At 48.0% G+C, this 22,184-nt stretch carries 20 protein-coding genes; all 20 read left to right on the forward strand.

Features of this window, described 5'->3' with window-relative positions; translation table 11 throughout:
- The first annotated feature begins 177 nt into the window (after nt 1-177).
- The 20 genes from dpsA (at nt 178) to pgsA (ending at nt 22,160) form a co-directional block, all read left to right on the forward strand.
- Complete coding sequence (dpsA, locus tag A372_RS0132020; RefSeq protein ID WP_019425040.1) at nt 178-1,077, forward strand: dipicolinate synthase subunit DpsA; 900 nt, start codon at nt 178-180, stop codon at nt 1,075-1,077.
- Nucleotides 1,074-1,664 (forward strand): dipicolinate synthase subunit B, encoded by a 591-nt coding sequence (locus A372_RS0132025; protein ID WP_019425041.1) that lies wholly within the window; start codon nt 1,074-1,076, stop codon nt 1,662-1,664. The genes dpsA and A372_RS0132025 overlap by 4 nt, the downstream gene beginning before the upstream one ends.
- A 210-nt stretch (nt 1,665-1,874) precedes the next feature.
- A complete protein-coding gene (locus tag A372_RS0132030; protein ID WP_026011422.1) occupies nt 1,875-2,912 on the forward strand; it encodes an aspartate-semialdehyde dehydrogenase in 1,038 nt (345 codons plus the stop codon).
- 230 nt (nt 2,913-3,142) lie between these two features.
- Nucleotides 3,143-4,360 (forward strand): aspartate kinase, encoded by a 1,218-nt coding sequence (gene dapG / locus A372_RS0132035; RefSeq protein ID WP_019425043.1) that lies wholly within the window; start codon nt 3,143-3,145, stop codon nt 4,358-4,360.
- Between the two features lie 60 nt (nt 4,361-4,420).
- Entirely contained in the window at nt 4,421-5,305 is an 885-nt protein-coding gene (gene dapA / locus A372_RS0132040) for a 4-hydroxy-tetrahydrodipicolinate synthase (protein ID WP_019425044.1), read from the forward strand.
- Nucleotides 5,306-5,557: 252 nt separating this feature from the next.
- On the forward strand, nt 5,558-7,234 hold the full coding sequence (locus A372_RS0132045) for a ribonuclease J (RefSeq protein WP_019425045.1): 1,677 nt from the start codon (nt 5,558-5,560) through the stop codon (nt 7,232-7,234).
- Between the two features lie 233 nt (nt 7,235-7,467).
- The gene (locus tag A372_RS0132050; protein WP_019425046.1) at nt 7,468-8,325 is read left to right on the forward strand and encodes a ClpP family protease; all 858 of its coding nucleotides are present in this window, start codon (nt 7,468-7,470) and stop codon (nt 8,323-8,325) included.
- On the forward strand, nt 8,325-8,534 hold the full coding sequence (locus tag A372_RS0132055) for a YlzJ-like family protein (RefSeq protein ID WP_019425047.1): 210 nt from the start codon (nt 8,325-8,327) through the stop codon (nt 8,532-8,534). Before A372_RS0132050 ends, A372_RS0132055 begins: the two co-directional genes overlap by 1 nt.
- A gap of 125 nt (nt 8,535-8,659) precedes the next feature.
- Nucleotides 8,660-11,371: an FtsK/SpoIIIE family DNA translocase gene (locus A372_RS0132060; protein ID WP_019425048.1), complete on the forward strand. Its 2,712-nt coding sequence runs from the start codon at nt 8,660-8,662 to the stop codon at nt 11,369-11,371.
- A gap of 644 nt (nt 11,372-12,015) precedes the next feature.
- Nucleotides 12,016-12,762, forward strand: a complete 747-nt coding sequence (gene sleB / locus A372_RS0132070; protein WP_026011423.1) for a spore cortex-lytic enzyme — start codon at nt 12,016-12,018, stop codon at nt 12,760-12,762.
- 178 nt (nt 12,763-12,940) lie between these two features.
- Nucleotides 12,941-14,221 (forward strand): EF-P 5-aminopentanol modification-associated protein YfmF, encoded by a 1,281-nt coding sequence (yfmF, locus tag A372_RS0132075; protein ID WP_019425051.1) that lies wholly within the window; start codon nt 12,941-12,943, stop codon nt 14,219-14,221.
- A gap of 2 nt (nt 14,222-14,223) precedes the next feature.
- Nucleotides 14,224-15,504, forward strand: coding sequence for an EF-P 5-aminopentanol modification-associated protein YfmH (gene yfmH, locus A372_RS0132080; RefSeq protein WP_019425052.1), 1,281 nt, complete (start codon nt 14,224-14,226; stop codon nt 15,502-15,504).
- 89 nt (nt 15,505-15,593) lie between these two features.
- The gene (gene ymfI / locus A372_RS0132085) at nt 15,594-16,340 is read left to right on the forward strand and encodes an elongation factor P 5-aminopentanone reductase (RefSeq protein ID WP_019425053.1); all 747 of its coding nucleotides are present in this window, start codon (nt 15,594-15,596) and stop codon (nt 16,338-16,340) included.
- 134 nt (nt 16,341-16,474) lie between these two features.
- Complete coding sequence (locus A372_RS0132090) at nt 16,475-16,729, forward strand: DUF3243 domain-containing protein (RefSeq protein WP_019425054.1); 255 nt, start codon at nt 16,475-16,477, stop codon at nt 16,727-16,729.
- A 369-nt stretch (nt 16,730-17,098) separates the two neighbouring features.
- Nucleotides 17,099-17,863, forward strand: coding sequence for a DUF3388 domain-containing protein (locus A372_RS0132095; protein WP_019425055.1), 765 nt, complete (start codon nt 17,099-17,101; stop codon nt 17,861-17,863).
- A gap of 277 nt (nt 17,864-18,140) precedes the next feature.
- On the forward strand, nt 18,141-19,094 hold the full coding sequence (locus A372_RS0132100) for a helix-turn-helix domain-containing protein (protein ID WP_019425056.1): 954 nt from the start codon (nt 18,141-18,143) through the stop codon (nt 19,092-19,094).
- A 78-nt stretch (nt 19,095-19,172) separates the two neighbouring features.
- Complete coding sequence (locus tag A372_RS38095) at nt 19,173-19,379, forward strand: hypothetical protein (RefSeq protein ID WP_237728745.1); 207 nt, start codon at nt 19,173-19,175, stop codon at nt 19,377-19,379.
- A 114-nt stretch (nt 19,380-19,493) separates the two neighbouring features.
- Nucleotides 19,494-19,982, forward strand: coding sequence for a YajQ family cyclic di-GMP-binding protein (locus A372_RS0132110; RefSeq protein WP_019425058.1), 489 nt, complete (start codon nt 19,494-19,496; stop codon nt 19,980-19,982).
- A gap of 274 nt (nt 19,983-20,256) precedes the next feature.
- Nucleotides 20,257-21,585 carry a 30S ribosomal protein S12 methylthiotransferase RimO gene (gene rimO, locus A372_RS0132115; protein WP_019425059.1) on the forward strand — a complete coding sequence of 443 codons (1,329 nt, stop codon included), beginning with the start codon at nt 20,257-20,259 and terminating at the stop codon, nt 21,583-21,585.
- Nucleotides 21,582-22,160, forward strand: a complete 579-nt coding sequence (pgsA, locus tag A372_RS0132120; protein ID WP_019425060.1) for a CDP-diacylglycerol--glycerol-3-phosphate 3-phosphatidyltransferase — start codon at nt 21,582-21,584, stop codon at nt 22,158-22,160. The genes rimO and pgsA overlap by 4 nt, the downstream gene beginning before the upstream one ends.
- Nucleotides 22,161-22,184: the final 24 nt, after the last annotated feature.

Here is a 22,184-nt window from a genome sequence, read left to right on the forward strand (position 1 = left end):
ATAACGCAGTCTGCTCCTGTACCGGGAGCGGCTGCGTTTTTTGCTATAAGAGGTTGCTGAGAAACTACCTTGTTCGAAGATTTCGATGCCAGCTATCAGATCGTGGCTGCACCCCTTTATGGGCTCCCGCATAAGATATTCTATACGTTTGGGCTCAGAAAGGAGTGAACAGCGACTATGTTAACCGGAGTTCAAGTCGTGTTCATAGGTGGGGACGCCCGTCAGCTTGAAATTATTCATAAATTCATCGAACTCGACGCCAGTATCACGCTAGTCGGATTTGACCAGCTGCAGAACCCGTTCCATGGCGTTCAACGTCAACCGTTGACACCGGAGCTGTTGAAGGATGCCGATGCCATAATGCTGCCAGCCGTAGGCACAGACGATAACGGCAAGGTGCATGCGATATTTACTTCGGACGAACTGATGCTTACCGAAGAACATATGGCGGTTGTACCGGAGCATTGCGTCATTTTTACCGGGATGTCAAAGCCGTACTTAAGCAAGCTATGCACGAAATACCGGATTTCACTCATTGAATTGTTCGATCGGGACGACGTAGCGATTTACAACTCCATCCCTACCGCTGAAGGAGCGGTGATGATGGCGATCCAGCATACCGATATTACGCTGCACGGTTCGGAGTCGGTCGTGCTCGGCATGGGGCGGACCGGATTCACGTTGGCTCGTACCTTGCTCGGATTGGGAGCGAATGTTCGTATCGGTGTGCGCAAAGATGAGCATTTTGCTCGTGCGACGGAGATGGGATTCAGGCCGTTTTTCCTAAGCGAATTGGCCCATCAGGTGTCAAATATCGACTTGCTTTTTAATACGATACCGACTATGATAGTCACAGCACAGGTCATTGCCCAAATACCTAACCGTGCGGTTATTATTGACTTGGCCTCGTTCCCTGGCGGCGTTGATTTTCGCTTTGCAGAGAAGCGCGGCGTCAAGGCGATGTTAGCTCCCGGATTGCCAGGCATCGTTGCTCCGAAGTCAGCGGGGCGCATCTTGGCGCACTGCATAACGAAGCTGCTTCTTGAGTTTATGCGGAATCGGGGGAATGGGCAATGAACTATCAGGGGAAGACGGTCGGTTATGCATTAACGGGTTCTCATTGTACATTTGCGGAAGTCATGCCACAAATACAGCGGTTTGTCGACGCGGGAGCGCGCGTCATCCCCATTGCGTCACAGACGGTGATGACGACGGATACGCGCTTTGGAACGTCAGAAAATTGGCAAAAGCAGTTGAAAGAAATTACTGGGAATGATATTATTTCTACAATTGTAGAAGCCGAGCCGCTTGGCCCGTCCAAGCTGCTTGATGTGATGGTCATTGCACCGTGCACTGGCAATACGACAAGCAAACTCGCCAATGCGATGACAGACAGTCCCGTCTTGATGGCAGCCAAGGCGCAGATGCGCAATCAGCGTCCGCTAGTTTTGGCGATCTCAACGAATGACGGACTCGGATTGAACGCAGCCAATATCGCTAAATTATTAGTCGCGAAATACATTTATTTCGTGCCGTTCGGTCAAGACAATCCGGCACAAAAGCCGAATTCCCTAGTGGCACGCATGGAATTAGTTCCTGAAGCGTGTTTTGCGGCGTTGGAAGGAAGACAGATCCAGCCGGTCCTTATTGAGCGATTTCAATAGACAATATAGCTTATCACGCATAATATTAATATAAGTATTTATACAAAAAAGCCCCTTTTCAGCACCGAGAAGTAGAAGTTTCCGCAGGAAACCTGCTTCGGGAGCATAGGCTCTTCAAGAGTGAATGCAAGACTCGATGTCGAATGACCTCTTGGAATGCTTCGTGATTAAAGGGGGCTTAGATTGATGGGACAGAGGGGAGAAAGTCATATGACGAATCAGAAGCGGTTTAACGTTGCTGTAGTTGGCGCAACAGGTGCAGTAGGGGGACAGATTATCAAGCTGCTGGAACAACGCCAATTTCCGATTAATACATTGAAATTGTTGTCATCGGCTCGTTCCGCCGGCACAAAGATTCCGTTTAACGGTCAAGAGTTTACCGTTGAGGAAGCGAAGCCGGAAAGCTTTGAAGGAGTGGACATCGCTTTGTTCAGCGCTGGCGGCGACGTTAGTAAAGCGTTAGCTGCGGCAGCAGTTGAACGGGGCACGGTCTGCATAGATAATACCAACGCCTTCCGTATGGATCCGAATACACCGCTTGTCGTACCTGAAGTTAACATCGAGAAGGTCAAAGAACATCAAGGTATTATAGCGAACCCGAATTGCTCTACAATTCAAATGGTGGCAGCATTGAAGCCGCTTTATGATCGTTATGGAATCTCCAAAGTGATTGTATCCACTTATCAAGCGGTGTCGGGAGCGGGAAGCCGCGCGATTGACGAACTGCTTCGTCAGACGAAAGCGGCGCTTGAAGGAACTGATGTGAATCCGGATATTTTGCCGGTAGGTTCACTTCCAGTCAAGCATCAGATCGCATTTAATGCCATTCCGCAAATTGATAAATTCCAAGATAACGGCTTTACGTTGGAAGAAATGAAAATGATCCGTGAGACGAAGAAGATTATGAACGATGAGGACATTCAAGTAACGGCTACTTGCGTGCGAATTCCGGTCGTATACGGACACTCTGAATCCTTATATGTTGAATTGAAAGAGGATTTCCAGATGGATGAAGTCCGTCAACTGCTCGCGAATGCTCCTGGTTTGACTTTGGTGGATGATCCTGAATCTCAGCAATACCCGTTGGCTGCAGACTCGGCCGGTAAACCAGACGTATTTGTCGGACGCTTGCGCCGTGACTTATATGAGCCACGTGCTCTTAACATGTGGGTCGTATCAGACAACTTAATGAAAGGCGCTGCATGGAACGCGGTACAAATCGCAGAATACATCGCTTCGGAGCGGTAGTAATCCAGCAGGCCGCTCCTGCTTTACCATTAAGGAATGTTCAAGTTCTGTGAAGCGCTAAAGCAAAACCAAACCTTCCTTATGGCGATACAACCTACCTCTACACGCGGTCGCTCATCTTCGATAGGCCGCGATAGAGGTTTTCTCATACTAGGCTGTTAAGCAAGCTTGGTTTTCTTTGGCTATCGATGTTTCTGCCGTTCAGTCTTCATAAGTTGGAGGAATTACACATGCGCATTTTAGTTCAAAAATTTGGTGGAACTTCCTTGTCATCAGCAGAAGCCAGGGTTCGCGTCATCCACCATATACGTCGTGAATTGGATCAGGGATACCGTCTGGCGGTTGTCGTATCTGCTATGGGCAGACGGGGAGAACCTTACGCAACCGATACGTTGCTTGATTGGATTGGTCAGAACGGAGACAATCTGCCTGTTCGCGAGAAGGATTTACTGCTGTGCTGCGGTGAAATTATATCCGCGACAACGCTTTGCAGCTTGCTGGAGAATGAAGGAATTACGGCAACTGTCCTTACGGGGGCACAAGCTGGATTTAAGACTGACAACCATTATGGCAATGCCCGGATCGTGGATGTTCGTCCGGAACGCGTCATTAGCGCGTGGAAGGATGCTGAGGTTGTTATCGTGACTGGTTTCCAAGGACAGACGGAAAACGGTGACTTCACAACGCTTGGACGTGGCGGCAGCGATACTTCGGCCACTGCGCTGGGTGCGGCATTGCATGCAGAAATTGTCGACATTTATACAGATGTGAACGGTATTCTAACGGCTGACCCACGGCTGGTGGAAGACGCAAAGCCGCTTACGGTGGTGAGTTATGCCGAAATATGCAATATGGCGCATCATGGGGCGAAGGTTATTCATCCACGAGCGGTCGAGATTGCAATGCAAGCGCAAGTGCCTGTTCGCGTACGATCCACCTTTAGTGACGACGAAGGGACACTTGTCACACATCCGGAAGGCTTTCGCGATATCGAGACGGGTATCGTTGATCGCTTTGTGACCGGAATCGCTTACGTAAGCAACGTAACGCAAATAACAGTAGAAGCCCGGGAAGGCGCCTATGATTTACAGCTGCAAGTGTTCAAAGCAATGGCCCAAAATCAAATTAGCGTTGATTTTATTAATGTTACCCCTTCGGGAGCAGTTTATACGGTGTTCGACAATGATGCGCCTCGCGCGCTTCATGTGTTGGATGAGATGGGGTATGCTCCAAGGTCGTTGTCAGGTTGTGCTAAGGTTTCGGTTATCGGAGGCGGCATCAATGGGGTCCCAGGTATTATGGCCCGCATCGTTGAAGCCTTAACGGAACAAGAAATTCAGATCCTTCAATCGGCTGACTCCAATACGACGATATGGGTGCTCGTACGTAAAGAAGATATGGTTCGTGCATTACGTGCGCTGCATGCTAAATTTGAGCTTCATCGATAAGCCGGCATTGTATATGAATCCCGAACTTTCAGCGTTAAACACGCCAGAGGAGGAATCAATGTGGACTTCGGAAGAATGATTACAGCCATGGTGACACCGTTCGACGAGAACGAAGAAATCCATTGGTATGAAGTAGAACGACTACTCGATTACTTAATCGAAGAACAACAGAGCGACAGCCTCGTCGTGTGCGGCACGACAGGAGAATCTCCCACGTTAACCGATGAGGAGAAGCTGGCGTTGTTTCGTTTTTCCGTGGAAAAAGCGAACGGACGTGCTCGCATCATCGCAGGTACCGGCAGCAACAACACCGCGCATTCCGTTCATATGACTAAGCTGGCTGAAGAGGCTGGTGTCGACGGAATACTTGCGGTCGTACCGTATTACAACAAGCCGAGTCAAGAAGGACTATATCGTCACTTCAAAACAATCGCGGACTCCACGTCGCTTCCGGTCATTGTATACAATGTGCCGGGTCGCACAGTGGCAAGCTTGTCAGTAGAGACGACGCTGCGTCTTGCAGAAATACCGAATATCGTGGCGACGAAAGAATGCGCCAGTGTCGATCAGATGTCTCAACTCGCAGCGCGCGCGCCGGAATCGTTCCGGGTGTACAGCGGTGATGATCCGATGACCTTGCCTTTGCTTGCGATAGGGGGCTATGGAATTATTAGCGTTGCGAGTCATTTGATTGGCGCACAGATGAAGAAGATGATCGAATCGTATTTGGCTGGCCAGCCGGCTGAAGCTGCACGTCTCCATCAAGAGCTATATCCCGTATTTAAAGGATTGTTCGAATTTCCTAGTCCGGTACCCGTCAAATATGCCATGCAGCTCAAAGGTTTTGACGTTGGTGGCGTACGCTTGCCGTTAGTGGAACCTACAGATAGTGAAGCGGCATCTATACGTCAGCTAGTTCAGTCCATTGAAGCGCAGCAAGGCTAAAAGCTTACGTTTTGAACATGCATTTTTATGCAAAATAAGCTATGCAATCGAACATATTTAGGAACCGATGCGATTTCGAAGCATCGGTTTCTTTGTTTTCGGCAACAATATACGTAACAAACGCCGACTTGTGTTTTTTACTTTTGTTCATGTATAATGAGAATCAAGTGACTGGGTGCGGTATATTTTTATTCAAAAAGAAAGAAATTCATTGGTACGACGGCCAACTGAATATAGGAGGTTAGGATCCACTTGTCGAAGAAAAACAACGTTGATAAATTGTCCATCTTCGCATTGGGCGGCGTAGGCGAAATCGGAAAAAATATGTACGTCGTTCAATATGGTAACGATATCGTCGTCATTGACGCAGGGTTGAAGTTTCCAGAAGAAGACATGCTCGGAATAGATATTGTCATCCCGGATATTTCATACCTGACGGAGAACCGAGATAAAGTAAGAGGTATTCTGATTACGCACGGACATGAAGACCACATTGGTGGTTTACCTTACGTATTGAAACATTTGAACGTTCCTGTTTATGGAACGCGACTTACGCTCGGATTGATAGAGAGCAAACTACGTGAAGCCAATCTGCTTGGTGAGACGAAGCGTATTCTTATCACAGCGGATTCGGAAGTTCAGCTCGGATCCATCCGTGCCAGCTTCTTTAGAACGAATCACTCCATTCCGGATTCGGTTGGTGTCTGCTTAGACACACCGGAAGGCAGCGTGGTTCATACAGGAGACTTTAAATTTGATCACTCGCCAGTAAATGCACAATATGCGGACTTGCATCGGATGGCGGAAATTGGACAGCGTGGCGTACTTGCTTTGCTCTCTGACAGCACGAACGCAGAACGCCCTGGCTTTACACCATCGGAAAGCAGTGTAGGCATTGCATTGGAAGATATTTTTAGAAAAGCGGAACAGCGTGTGGTGATCGCCACATTCGCTTCAAACATTCACCGCATACAACAAGTCATTGAAGCGGCTCATGCTACCAATCGCAAGCTGACGGTTATCGGCCGAAGCATGGTGAACGTCGTCACTATCGCATCGGAATTAGGATATTTACATATCCCGGATGGCATGCTGATTGAACCCGAAGAAGTGAATAAGATGGCGGCAGACCGTGTCGTTATTTTGTCTACTGGTTCGCAAGGGGAACCAATGTCTGCGCTGACGCGCATGGCTCGTTCTACACACCGCAAGGTAGATATTTTGCCGGGAGATACAGTTGTAATTGCAGCAACGCCAATTCCAGGCAATGAGAAATATGTCGGTCGTACCGTAGATGAATTGTCCCGTCTCGGAGCACATGTAATCTACGGCGGCATGAAATCGGGTGTTCACGTATCTGGACACGGCAGTCAGGAAGAACTAAAGCTGATGCTGAACTTGATTCGCCCGAAATACTTTATTCCGATCCACGGTGAATATCGCATGCTTCGTCAACATGCTGCGCTAGCTGAAGCGGTCGGAATTGAATCTGAGAATATTTTCATTACCGATATCGGAGATACGGTAGAAATTCAGAACGGTGTTGCACGCCGAGGTTCGAAAGTTCCTTCTGGTTATGTGCTCATCGATGGTCTTGGTGTCGGAGATGTCGGGAATATCGTCTTGCGCGACCGCAAGCTGTTGTCGCAGGACGGGATTTTGGTCGTGGTCGTTACGCTCAGTAAGCAAGACGGAACGATTTTGTCCGGACCGGATATCATTTCACGCGGATTCGTATATGTACGTGAATCGGAAGGGTTGCTTGATGAAGCTAATCGCATCGTGACATCGACATTGCACAAGTTGATGAGTGAGAAAGTGAATGAGTGGGCATCGCTTAAGACGAACGTGAAGGATGCGCTTGGTCGATTCTTGTACGAGCAGACGCGCCGACGTCCGATGATTCTTCCGATTATCATGGAAGTGTAGAAGTGTGGGGCGAGAATCCCAGTCACCAGTTATTCTCGTCCTGCCCACACGAACCGTGTAAGTAATAGTTAAGGCTGTTATTCCTGCCCTAGGGCAAGGAATAACAGCCTTTTTAACATTAAGGAAAGTGTTCTGTAAAGCGATAAAGTGAAATCATGTTCTAGAAGCATAACGATTCCCTTAGATGTGCAACCTATGACAGCATGGCACAAGATAGATCGGAGGGAATAGTGATGTCAGATCAGAATGGGTCTCCGTTTTCGTTTACACAGCAACAGAATGAGGCTCCCCCAGACGCTCAAGCACCGAAAGGTCCGCCTACCGTGGAGACGATTCAACAATTGGGGACCGCTTCAACTCCTTCTCCGGGTGAATCCAACATTTACTGCCTAAATATTATCGGACAAATCGAAGGTCATATCGTGCTTCCCCCCCAGAACAAGACTACGAAATATGAGCATGTTATTCCCCAACTGGTTGCGGCTGAACAGAACGCCAAGATTGAAGGAGTGCTCATCATTTTAAATACAGTCGGCGGCGATGTGGAAGCGGGTCTGGCTATTGCCGAGATGGTCTCATCGATGTCTAAACCTACCGTGACGCTAGTGTTGGGAGGCGGGCATAGCATCGGCGTACCGATAGCCGTATCATCCGCTGTCAGTATAATCGCGGAGACGGCCACAATGACGATACACCCGATACGTCTGACGGGTCTTGTAATCGGCGTGCCGCAAACGTTCGAATATTTAGACAAAATGCAAGAACGGGTGGTACGCTTTGTTACGACTCATTCGCGTGTGTCTGAACAGAAATTTAAAGAACTCATGTTTACGACAGGCGAGCTTACACGGGATATCGGAACGACCGTAATCGGAGTTGACGCGGTTCGATACGGTCTCATCGATGAGGTGGGTGGAATCGGCTTGGCATTACAGCACTTGAATCGAATGATTGATGAGAAAAGATCCAATCCGATTGGGAATCCGAATATGAGCCCGAATGTGAATAATGTAAATCCGAGTATGAATCCCGGTGCGAAGCCAGTCCAAGCCCCTCCGGCTGCTCCGCCGATCGGAGGAGGACAAGCATAATGTTATATACCGTTATGCCAATGGAACAGGTGTTGAATGGATATGATAAAGAGCCGAAATTTATGGAAATGGAATGGCAGGGACGCACTTTGCTGGTGGAGCAACTGGATTTGACAACCGTCCGAATCGAACGGTTGCTGCAAGGCCGCGGACTCCAGGACTTTTTACTCCCGTGTTTTGCTCCAGGCACTGTCTTATCGTTGCGTTAACATATGGCTTGATGTGTGAGCACGCGCCTCTGTTCAGGAGGTAAGCGTGCTTTTTTGTCTTCATGGAATGACAATAGGAAGAACGGCTGTTCTGTGCTATAATGTACAAATGGAGGTGACTGTATTTGGCCCGCAGGAAGAAAAAAAAGCAATCCTTTAGCAAAAGCCTGAAATACGAAATATACGGTATTTTGCTTATTACGTGTTCCGTCATCGCGTTGTCTGGCGGGGCGGCTTTCGGGCGATCATTATCCAAAATTTCAGGGTTGCTATTAGGAAAATGGTATTTCATTATTCCGCTTATGTTCATATATATTGGCTTGGCGGTCATGATTAAACGAAATTGGCCGTCAGGGTGGAATCCGCGCAAGACAGGGATGGTATGCATCATGTTGGCTCTAACGATGATTAGTACCGTTCATACTGTTGAGCAGCGTATTTTGCCTGTTGCCGAAGATGTTAGAGCGGGATTCATATTTCAAGACATACATAAGACATTAAAACTAGAATTACTGCAAGCTCAAGAGACAGGAACAGCAGGAACGATGCTGCAAAAGGATATAAGCGGCGGATACGTTGGCGCTGTGCTTTATTGCGCTTTGTTCATGCTGTTCGGCAGCCTTGGAAGCAAGCTTCTTACCATTGTGTTGCTATTTATCGGATTTATGCTGGCCACCCAGCTTTCTTATGTCGAACTCGTTCGTCTCCTGCGTACTCAGGTGAAGAAGTTGACCAATGTGCTGAAGAAGAAGCGCAAGGCGCGCTTGAATGAACGCAAGCTGCAGGAAGGCAAACAGCGGGTCGCGGCTAAGCGTCCCTCGGAAGAATATATGCTGCCGGATTCGCTCGATGACGAGGAAGATGAAGAGGGACCTCCGCGCCGGAGTGCCAAGATCCCAATATTTATGCAATTGTTCAGCCGTAAACGTACAGCCGAATATACAGATGAGGATGAAGAATACGGCGAAAGAGCAGTCTTCAAGGGGCGCTCGAAAGCGGCGCGCTTGAGTGACGGCGATGATGAGGAAGATAGTCTGATTATAAATGCGGCAGGGACAGCGGCAGCCGCGAACGCTTCGAGTGGGATGCTCAATCAGCATGGTGATCTGAATTCCGGTCCCAACGAAGCTCCCCGGTTCCGAGATTTCTCAGCACAAGCGGGTGAACCGGATTGGGCTGCTCAGGAAGGCGAATTGATAGAGCCCAATGCCGCCGCTGGCCAAGCGCCGTGGAAGCACGACGATACGGAGGATAATTGGGAGGAAGCAGCCCCTCAAGCTATTGCTCAACAAAGTGGTGGCAATTCGGGTGACACCGAATCAGCTGCCGAATTACTCCACGATGCTGACGGTGCGAATGCGGAAGGAGCAGCGGGTGAAGCGGCAATGATTAAGCCGCCACCCCCTCCGGTTAAGCCGTACAAAATGCCGTCGTTCAATTTGTTGGCCAAGCAGCCGAACAGTGCCAAAGGCGGGGATCAAGCTGATTTCATGCAGACAGCCCGCAAGCTTGAGGCGACGCTGGAAAGCTTCGGGGTACGGGCTAAAGTATTGGAAGTGGTTCGCGGACCAGCGGTGACACGGTATGAGATTCAGCCTGACATCGGCGTTAAGGTAAGTCGGATTGTAAGTTTGTCCGATGACATCGCCCTTGCGCTTGCTGCGAAGGACATTCGGATGGAGGCGCCGATACCGGGGAAATCTGCCATTGGTATCGAGGTGCCGAACAATGAGGTATCGACGGTCACGATGCGTGAAGTGATGGAGACGCCGACATTCCTAGAGGCCGCATCACGATTGTCAATCGCTCTTGGACGCGACATCTCGGGCACTCCGATCGTAGGCAACTTGGCCCGCATGCCTCACTTGCTCGTGGCGGGCGCTACAGGTTCAGGGAAGTCGGTATGTATTAACGGTATCATTACGAGCATTCTGTACAAGGCCAAGCCGGATGAAGTCAAATTTTTAATGGTAGATCCGAAAATGGTCGAGTTAAATGTGTATAACGGCATTCCACATCTGCTGGCGCCAGTCGTGACGGATCCACGTCGTGCATCGCTTGCGCTGAAGAAGATCGTAGTAGAGATGGAGAAGCGATACGAGCTGTTCTCGAAGTCGGGCACACGGAATATTGAAGGATATAACAAGCTTGTCGCTGAAGAACCGGATAAGGTTCTGCCATACATTGTCATTATCGTCGACGAGTTGGCGGACTTGATGATGGTCGCTGCCAATGATGTCGAAGACGCGATCTGCCGATTGGCGCAAATGGCCCGTGCTGCAGGCATTCATTTAATTATTGCGACACAGCGTCCTTCGGTTGACGTTATTACGGGTGTCATTAAGGCGAACATCCCTTCACGGATAGCATTTGGTGTGTCCTCTCAAGTGGATTCTCGCACCATTCTCGATATGGCGGGCGCGGAGAAGTTGCTGGGCCGGGGCGATATGCTCTTCCTGCCGATGGGCTCCTCGAAGCCAATTCGGGTACAGGGAGCGTTCTTGTCTGACCAGGAGGTAGAATCGGTCGTTTCCTTCGTCAGTGGACAAGGTCAGGCCGAATACAACGAAGACTTAGTTCCGGAAATTGACGAGAACGGACTTGCAGCGGACGAGCCGATCGATGAACTGTATGAGCAAGCCATTCAGATGGTGCTTGAAGCGCAGCAGGCTTCAGCGTCCTTGCTTCAGCGGCGCATGAGAATCGGATACAACCGGGCGAGCCGGTTGATTGATCATATGCATATGCAGGGCATTATCGGACCTCATGAAGGGAGCCGACCGCGCGAAGTGCTCTTGACATTAGAGCAATATCAACAAAATAAAATATCTTCATAACGTAAGAAAGGGATGCTCCGACGTCCTTAAAGTGTCGACATCCCCTTGTATTTCTAAGGAAATAGATACTAACTATTTTTGAAAGTTAGTTTGCGTAAGAACATACATGAAGGATAAAAGATTGCCTCCTATTTGGCCCTTCTGGCCAGATGGTTGGCAATCTTTTTCATGTTCTGGGCAATAGCTGTCATGAGGGCGGGGGGCAGGTGGTAGTGCCGCGAGATGGGTGTGCCTGTTCCATGCGTTGCCTCACTCTCCCCTTCATTCAGAATGAGAACCCCTCTCCCTTTCAAATCGGAAACACATTGACGGGTTCTTTTGTCCATTCTCCCATATAGTCAGGTGGAGCACGCCGAGGATAAGGCACGCTTCGTTTCAATATACCATGGCATGAAGCGGCCGATTATGATGGCAATAAATCTAAACCGTAACGTCTTCTGACGATAGGGGAGAGCGAAGCAAAAGAGCGGTTAAAGCAAATCGGCGTCAGCCTAAACATGCTGCTGCACGAATGGAGCATTTCGTTAATGATGAAGCATAGCTATGGTCAAAATCTAGATCCAAATGAATAGAAATTGCTGTGTTTTCTCATAATAAAGTTGCCAATCCTGTCAAATTCACAAGAGAGAGGTAGACGTTAGGCCATGAGAAAACGCATGATTTGGATTACGATGTGTATGGTGTTCGTGCTGTTCGGTGCATATCAGTACAAGCATATGACACAGTCCGCTGCCACTTTCAGCAATGCAACCATAAAGTATGGATCAACGGGACAAGACGTAAATGAGCTGCAAGGACGGCTGAAGTTTTTAGGCTATTATGACGGTAAAGTGGATGGTGTGTTCGGTAGCTCCACGCTTGAATCTGTAAAGTGGTTCCAGTGGAAGTTCGGTATGAAGGCAGACGGTGTAGCTGGTCCGAAGACGAAATTGAAGCTGTACAACGCTACGAAAAATTGGAAGCCGGGAGCGGCAGAGACTGCGCCAAGCGCTTCAAAGCCCAAAAACAACGTCAGCGGCTCCAACAATCTTGGATTTTCCGAAAATGATTTGAAACTAATGGCCAATGCCGTATATGGCGAGTCTCGCGGCGAACCATACGAAGGCCAGGTAGCCGTGGCCGCTGTCATTCTTAACCGGGTAAAATCACCTAGCTTCCCGAACACAGTATCGGGCGTTATATTCCAACCAGGGGCATTCACTGCCGTAGCAGACGGCCAAATCTGGTTGACGCCCAATGAAAAGGCGCGCCAAGCTGTACAGGATGCGATCGAAGGATGGGATCCAAGCGGCGGCTGCCTGTATTATTTCAACCCGGTTACCGCCACGTCCAAGTGGATTTGGACCCGGACTCAAGTGAAAACGATCGGCAAGCATATATTCTGTATGTAGCATTCGGAACGAAGAAGCAATGGTCAGGGCTCGACCGTTCGCTTCTTTGTTTTTAAATGGAAGTGCAATTTCTATATTCGGTATGTGGCAGGTATACTATGGATAAATATCGAATATAAGATGCAAGATGCATGACAATAGCCGTGTAGGGGACACGGAAGAAGAGAGGTAAACACTCGTGAGCAAACCTACTTTTGAACGAGGCAATGTCAAAGGCATACGGGTTCACGTTATGCCGACGAATCGCTTCAAAACGTTCGCCATCTCCGTATACGTAGGGATACCGCTTCAGGAAGAAACGGTTACCCCGATCGCATTGACGCCATTTGTGCTTCGGCGAGGGACGGCTTCTTATCCGGAAACGATTCGCTTTCGCGAGCGGCTGGACGAAATGTATGGTGCAGGATTTGGGTTCGACGTATACAAGCGGGGAGATTATCAAATTATACAGTTCCGTATGGACGTAATTAACGATACGTTCGTCCGTTCTGCAGACTCCTTGCTCGGTCAGGCGTTTCAATTTATGGGCGATGTCATTACTTCGCCTGTCACGGAAGAAGGAGTCTTCCGCAACAAGTATGTGACAGAGGAGAAAGAGACGCTGCGCCAGCGCATTGAATCGATTGTGAACGATAAGATACGATACGCGGCAGAGCGCTGCATTGAGGAAATGTGCAAAGATGAGCCATACCGGCTCCATGCACTTGGCGATCGTCAAGATTTGGATGGTATCGACGCACAATCGCTGCACGAGAAATATCGTTGGTGGCTGGAGCATGCCGCGATCGATGTGTATGTCGTAGGCGACACGACACTCGAAGAGGTGGAACGATACATTAACGAGTCCTTCGTCTTGAGCCGGATGGGCGAAACGCCTTATGCACGTTCCATGCCCGTTCCTCGGACCGGAGAACCGAACACGGTCGTCGAACGTCTGGACGTCAGTCAAGGGAAGCTTAACATGGGGCTTCGCTCCACCATCACTTACGGGGACAATGGGTATCCGGCAGCACTGTTATTCAATGGTGTGCTAGGCGGTTATCCACATTCGAAGCTATTTATTCATGTCCGGGAAAAGAACAGCCTTGCCTATTATGCATCATCGCGCTTTGACGGCCATAAAGGAATTTGCACGATCCAATCGGGGATTGAGTTCCAAAACTTTGATAAAGCGCAGCTTATTATTAAAGAACAGCTGGAAGCAATGAAGGCCGGACAGATTGAATCATTGGAGCTGAACCAGACGAAGGCGATGATAGCCAATCAGCTTCGGGAAATTGACGACTCAGCTTTTGAAATGATCGGTTTTGATTTTAACCGTGTCTTATCTGGCCGCGAACGCTCTACAGCCCAATTAATAGATGAGATTATACAAACGGATGAAACGCGCATACAAGAAGCGGCACAAACCTTTCATTTGGACACGATATACTTCTTGCGTAATCGGGAGGAGGTTTAACGATGGAGCAACGTCAATATTCCCAGTTGCAAGAAACGTTATATTACGAACGAATGGACAACGGTTTAGATGTCTACGTCCTGCCGAAGCCAGGCTTTCAGAAGACGTATGCAACGTTTTCGACGAAGTATGGTTCTATAGACAATCATTTTAAGGTTGAGGGCCTGAACGCGATTCAAGTCCCTGACGGTATCGCACATTTTCTCGAGCATAAAATGTTTGAAGAGCCTGAGGGTGATATTTTTGCAACCTTTGCCCAACAGGGCGCTTCTGCGAACGCTTTCACAACCTTTGACCGTACCGTATACTTGTTCTCTTCCACCGCCCGAGTTGAGGAAAGTTTGGAGACATTAATTGATTTCGTGCAAAGACCATACTTTACGGATGAGAACGTAGAGAAGGAAAAGGGAATTATTGCGCAGGAAATCAACATGTATCGAGACAATCCGGCATGGCGTTCCTACTTCGGATTAATCGAGGCGATGTACCAGCGTCACCCAGTACACATCGATATTGCCGGAACGGTTGAATCGATCGGTACGATTACGAAGGAGACGCTGTATACGTGTTACCACACCTTTTACCATCCGACCAATATGCTGCTGTTCGTCGTCGGCGGTGTAGATGAACAAGCTATTTTTGAATTAGTGCGGCACAATCAATCGCAGAAGCAGTTCGAGCCACAAGGACAAATCGATCGTATTTTCGAAGCAGAGCCTGATGCGGTACAAGAGGCCAGACGTGTCTCGAAGCTGCCCGTTTCCATCCCGCGCTGCTTGTTCGGATGCAAAGAACCCCGACCAGGACTGGAAGGCAGAGCGCTCTTGGAGTATGAAATTGCAACGCGCGTCATGATGGATTTGCTGCTGGGCAGCAGCTCGCCACTGAACCAGATCCTATATGAAGAAGGACTGACAACCGATTCATTCGGCAGCGAGTTCAACTGCAGTCCGGATTATGCGTTCTCGATTATGGGCGGAGAAACCAAGGAGCCGGATCGCTTAGTGCAGCGTGTACAGGAACTAATTGAACAAGCGAAGCAGAAAGGCTTCGAAATGGCTTCGTTCGAACGTATTCGCAATAAAGCGATCGGTTCTTATTTGCGAATGCTTAATTCGCCAGAAGCAATTGCTAATGAATTCACGAAGTTCAAGTTCCGGGATACGGATTTATTTGATATAATTTCCGTATACGAATCACTAAAGTTAGAACAGGTTCATCAGCGGCTTCAAGAACATTTCGATTGGAATCGATTAGCGGTTTCAATCGTGGAACAGCCGTAGTATATGAAGGCGTGCCTGACTAACGGGTACGCCTTCTTTGTATTTCGGTATTAGTCCAAGGTTACAGCATGTAAAGGGGAGAACAGGGAATGAAGGCTTTAGCGGAAACTTCCGTGTTGATTACAGGAGCAAGCCGGGGGATTGGGGCTGCCATCGCTGAACGATTCGCTTCCGTGGGGATGAAGGTCATCATCCATTATTTGCAGTCCCATGAATCCGCCAATGAAGTGGCGAGACGGTGCTTGGCATATGGCGGCGAAGTGATGACGATCGCAGCCGATTTACGTTCAGGGGAACAGATCGATCGGATGAAAACGAAGCTGGACGAGCTCGGGTTCACACCGGATATTGTTGTAAATAATGCAGGTGTCGCGTATTACGGTCTGTTTACCGATGTGACGGAAGAAGAATGGGATGAATGCATGAGCATTAATTTAAAGGGGATGTTTCTATGCGCCCAACGATTTGTGCCCCATATGATTTCGCAGAAATACGGTCGCATCATTAATGTATCATCGATCTGGGGCATTACGGGGGCTTCTTGTGAAGTGATGTATTCCACGGCAAAGGGCGGGGTAAATGCGTTTACGAAGGCGTTGGCCAAAGAGCTCGCCCCATCCGGTGTGACAGTCAATGCGGTTGCTCCAGGTGCAGTGGACACGGATATGGTCAAACATTTGGATAATGAGGAGCGGGTTGCTCTTCAGGACGATATTCCGCTAGGCCGCCTTGGCACTCCAGAAGAAGTAGCATCGCTTGTCTACTTCTTGGCTTTACCGGAGTCGAGCTACATTACGGGACAGGTCATCAGCCCCAACGGAGGATGGCAAACATAGCCAGGGCGCAATCCATTCATGTCAATCATACTGCCGAGGCAGGTTTTATCTATGATGAGAACGCATAATTCTGGCCTCAATCGTACATATTACGACTGTTGACGCATTAACTAAAGCGACAAGGAGGCGTTCTCATGTCATCTGTACTTAAAAGTTTCGACTCATGGAAAAAATTTCTTGGCGAGCGCGTCAAGCAAGCAAAAGGAATTGGTATGACAGAAGAAACCATTTCCAAATTAGCTTATGAAATCGGCTCGTTCTTGGATGAGAAAGTGGATCCTCAGAACCAGCAGGAGCGCACGCTGAAAGAGTTGTGGGAGGTCGGATCCGATGAAGATCGGAAGACGATTGCCCGCTTGATGGTGAAATTGGCTGAGCGCAACGGCTAATTGACACATGGCAGAGCAGCATGAGAAACCCTCTACCGAGGCCTTTCGAAAGATGAGCGACCGCGTGTAGAGGTAGGGTTTATTGCCATAAGGAATGTTTGGCTGCACTTTACCGCTTCACCAGAATTTAAACATTCCTTATTGGTCAAAAAGAAAGGGAGTTCTACAAAGAACTTTCTTTCTTTTCTGTCATCTTCATCTCATTGTTGTCACATGAATACATGCTCACAATCTGCTATAATAATACTATTCGCCTAACGGTTAAAGCTTGCCGTTTTTTTCTTTCATTTTTCACTTTGTCCGGTGGAATTTACGTGCTAGTTATTGTAGAATGAAAAGCGGCGGATTACCGCGGATGAGGTGTGTGTCATGGAATATAAACAGTGGTATATGGAATACAAAATACATAAAAATCGCCCAGGGCTGCTCGGGGATATCGCATCACTTCTCGGTATGCTTGAGGTGAATATTCTTACAATAAATGGTGTCGAGGATAAGACTCGGGGAATGCTACTGCAGACGGATGATGACGAGAAAATTGAGATTATGGGGCAGATGTTGAAGAAGGTCGACAATATTACAGTTTCCGCCCTTCGTCAGCCCAAATTGGTCGATATTTTGGCAGTTCGTCATGGGAGATATATTGAAAGGGATTCCGATGATCGGAAGACATTTCGGTTTACTCGGGATGAGCTTGGTCTGCTTGTTGATTTCTTGGGGGAAATATTCAAACGCGATGGACACCAAGTGATTGGTCTTCGTGGAATGCCTCGTGTCGGCAAGACGGAATCGATTATCGCCGGTAGCGTCTGTGCGATGAAGCGATGGTCTTTTGTCTCGTCTACCCTGCTGCGTCAGACTGTCCGCAGTCAAATGTCTGAGGAAGAAATGAGTTCGAACAACATTTTCATTATCGATGGCATTGTCAGTACGATACGCTCCAATGAGAAGCATGAATCGCTTCTTTACGAAATTATGAATATGCCTTCCACCAAAGTGATTGAACATCCGGACATTTTTGTTCAGGAGACCCGATATAATTACGATTTATTTGATTACATTATTGAATTGCGCAATACGCCAGATGAAGAAATTACATATGAGACGTTTACGACCAATTATCATGATCTATAGGATTGGGAGTTGCGGGTTATATACAAGTACGTGTTCAAAAAGTGAACTTTTCAGCACCGAGAAGGTTGCAAGAACCTGAAGCGTATGCTTCCGAAGCGAGTTTTGCTCCGCAAAACTTATAAGGAGGAGCGAAGTGTAGGCGAGACTACATGAGCACCGGACTTAGAGGGGGAGTGCAAGATTCGATGTCGAACCGCTTCCTAGATGATCTTGGTGATCAAAAGGGGACTTTTTGAACATACTTTGCAGCATGATATTCCAGACAGGAGGTGAGGTTGTGTCAGAATTAGGACAGCTGTTGAAGAAAGCCAGGCTGGAGAAAGGCCTCTCGTTGGATGATGTCCAGGAAGCTACGAAGATTCGGAAGCGTTATTTGGAAGCAATTGAAGAAGGGGACTACAAAGTGCTGCCGGGCTCGTTCTACGTACGCGCCTTCGTAAAAACGTACGCAGAGACGGTGGGCTTAAACCCGGATGAAATATTGCAATATTACCGCAATGATATTCCTGCTACCGAGCCGGAGACCAATAGCGAGCCGATAATTCGGAAGAAACGCAGTGTTCAGCATTCGGACCGGTTCGGGAGATGGGCGACGACGCTGCTGATGTGGGCGTTCGTTATTCTTATTATTGTGATCCTATATTTCTTTTTAGTAAAAACGTCGGATACCCCGAACAATCAGACTGCGGATGATACGAAGATTACCGATTCGGAGTCGCCGTCCCCAGTTGCGGGTGAGGGGAATAAAGGCGATGCTGCAGGCGGCAACGGAGGCAACACGAGCACAGAGCCGCCGGTTACACCAGAGCCAGAGCCTGAACCAAAACCAATTGTTGTGCTTGAGAAGTCAAGTCGAAGCGAGGACAATTTTGTGGTTGCCGCTCCGGACAACGGGAAATTGGAAGTCGAAATAACGTCGACAGGCGGTTACAGTTGGTTGGGCGTGTTCGTAGGTAATCGTCAGGGCGAACGGCTGTATTACGAGAACTTGGACGATGGTAAAACTGTGAAATACGAGATGCCAGACAAAGGAATGGCGATTCGAATGGGGCGGGCCGATTTTATTACCGTCAAAATCGCTGGGGAAGTAATCCCTGACGGTGATGTGGCTGGCTTGAAAAACATGAATCTGAAGCTGGTTCCATATGAAGAAGCGCAGAAGCTCCAGCAAGAAGCCGGAGGCGCAGGAAATACCGGCAATTCGGGGGCGAACGGAACAAGCACGCCCTAAACCGATACGCGCGGCTTATGGATAAATCATCTAGCAAGGTGACCAGCATAATGCCATCTCTGCAGGGGAGAATAATCGTTGCGGCGATCATTATATCTCTTCACAAGTGAGGTGTCGAGCATGGCAGTAAGCTGGGTGGTCACAGGTCTTGGTGTAGTCGTCAGCTTGTTGGGTTATTATTTATCGCCAAGTGCATGGGGTTACGGCATATTAGGATTCGGCTTGGCGCATATTGTGCTTGGTGTGCTGGATATGTTCCGCATGCCGGAGCGCAGTCGTTACTAGTAGACGTGTAACGCACGGGCATTCTTTTGCTGACGCAGTCTGCAGAGGAATGCCTTTGTGTTGTATTACATAATGTTTCAGTAATGAGGAAGAACGGAAGGGAGAGGTCAATATATGGCAGACTGTTCATTCGATATTGTATCTAACATGGATATGCAGGAGTTGAACAACTCAGTTAAGCAGGCGGAACGTGAAATTGAAACCAGGTATGATTTTAAGGGGAGCAAGAGCAGTATTTCATTAGAAAAAGAGGATCTGGTCATTGCCTCCGAAGATGAATATAAGCTTAAGAGCGTTATTGATATTTTACAATCCAAAATGGTCAAACGCGGCATATCTCTCAAAAATGTCGAATACGGCAAATTGGAGCCTGCATCGGGAGGTTCTGTGCGGCAACGCATCAAGCTGAAACAAGGGATTGAACAGGATATCGCCAAAAAAATCAACATTTTAATTCGGGACTCGAAATTGAAAGTGAAGAGTCAAATTTTGGGGGACCAAATTCGGGTAACCGGCAAAAATAAAGATGATCTGCAGGAGGTAATGCAGCTGCTCAGAGGAGCTGATTTACCGTTAGACTTGCAATTTACGAATTATCGTTAAACTTATAATGAGTGTACAAAAGGGGCTTTTTGAACAGCCTCTTATAGCCCGCCACCTCTCAAGCAGAGCTTTTAGAGGATGCTGGGCTTTTTTTTGGTTTTTGACTAGAAAGATAGCCCTGTATTATACTTGATGAGATAGAAATAGGTTTAAAGAAGCGTGATTGTTGCTAGACTAGAAATATAAAGAATCGTATGGGGAAGCAATGGTTATTAAAGCGACTCGTTGCCGTAACGAACAGGATGAGCTGCAATTTGCTATGGGGGATGTATAAATGACAGAAAAGATTAAAATCGTGACTTTGGGCTGCGACAAAAACTTGGTTGACTCGGAAATTATGTCCGGTTTGATTCACGAACGTGGATATGAGCTAGTGGAGAAGGAAGAGGACGCAACCGTCATTATCGTAAATACGTGTGGATTTATCGATGCCGCTAAGGAAGAATCGGTAAACACCATTTTAAGTTTGGCTGATTTGAAAGAGACGGCTGATTTAAAAGCTCTCATCGTGTCTGGCTGTTTAACGCAGCGGTATAAAGAGCAGCTGCTCGAAGAAATGCCGGAAATTGACGGAATCGTCGGAACGGGTGATTTCGATAAAATTAATGATATTGTAGATGAAGCGCTCCAAGGAAGCAAGCCTGTGCGAGTTGGCAATCCGGTATTTGATTATGATCGGATTTTGCCGCGTAAGGTAGCCACGCCTAGATATACGGCTTATGTGAAGATTGCAGAAGGCTGTGACAATAACTGCACGTTTTGCAGCATTCCGATTATGCGCGGTAAATTCCGCAGCCGCACGATGGATTCGATCTTAGCCGAAGTGAAGCTGTTGGCCGATCAAGGCGTCAAAGAATTCAGTCTAATTGCGCAGGATTCAACAAACTACGGCGTAGATTTGTATGATGGGTTTAAACTGCCTGAATTAATGCATAAAGTGAGTGAAGTTCCAGGTGTGGAATGGGTCCGCCTGCATTATGCTTACCCTGGCTTCTTCTCGGATGAACTGATTGAAGCGATCGCGAGCAATCCGAAGATTTGCAAATATATCGACATGCCGCTGCAGCATAGTGAAGACAATATTTTAAAACGGATGCGCCGTCCAGGTCGTCAACGCGATTCACGTGAATTGGTTCGCAAAATCCGCGAGCGCATTCCAAGTGCTGCCTTGCGCACATCGATTATTGTCGGCTTCCCAGGAGAGACCGATGAAGATTTTGAAGGACTGTGCAATTTCGTCCGAGAAATGAAATTCGACCGTCTCGGCGTGTTCACCTATTCTTCGGAAGAATCAACGCCGGCGACTCGCTTGCCGAATCATGTGCCGGATGAAGTCAAAGAGTGGCGCGCGAACACGCTGATGGAAATTCAACGTGAAGTGTCGAAGCAGGTGAGTGAGAAGCGAATTGGCGAAATCGTGGAGGTGCTCGTTGAACGATACGACGGACGCAACGATGTATATATCGGCCGTTCGCAATTTGACGCGCCTGAAATTGACGGTGAAGTGTTTATTTCCAATTCGCAACTGAGCATTGGGGATATTACGAAAGTAAAGATTACGCATGCTCTTGAATTCGATTTAGCCGGGGAGGGTGTCTCGTGAATCTGGCGAATAAGATAACGTTAGCACGCATTTTTCTCGTGCCGATAATGATGTTCTTTCTATTGGTGAACTTTGATTACTTGCCACCGATACGAATTGAGGACTTCTATATCACATACAACCAGATATTTGCGGCGTTAATCTTCATTATTGCAGCCAGTACGGATGGATTAGACGGCTATATTGCGCGCAAACGCAAGATGGTTACGAATCTCGGCAAGCTGCTAGATCCGCTAGCAGACAAACTTCTGGTAGCTGCCGTCCTGATTTCTCTCGTGGAAATGGGCAAATGTCAGGCTTGGATTGCCGTCGTCATTATTAGCCGTGAATTTGCGGTTACGGGCTTGCGCCAGGTTGCTCTGTTGGAAGGGACCGTGGTAGCGGCTAGCAAATGGGGCAAATGGAAGACAGCCATACAAATTACAGCCATTGTAGCTATGTTATTGAACAATTTCCCGTTCGCGTTTATTAATTTCCCGTTCGATGTCATCTCAACTTGGCTTGCGGCGTTGATCACGGTGTATTCGGGTATTGATTATTTCGTGAAAAATAAAAAGGTGCTTCACTTTTCGTAACGGCAAAATGTAAAGTGCGTGTTT

The sequence above is a fragment of the Paenibacillus sp. OSY-SE genome (assembly GCF_000283315.1).
Classification (GTDB): domain Bacteria; phylum Bacillota; class Bacilli; order Paenibacillales; family Paenibacillaceae; genus Paenibacillus_B; species Paenibacillus_B profundus.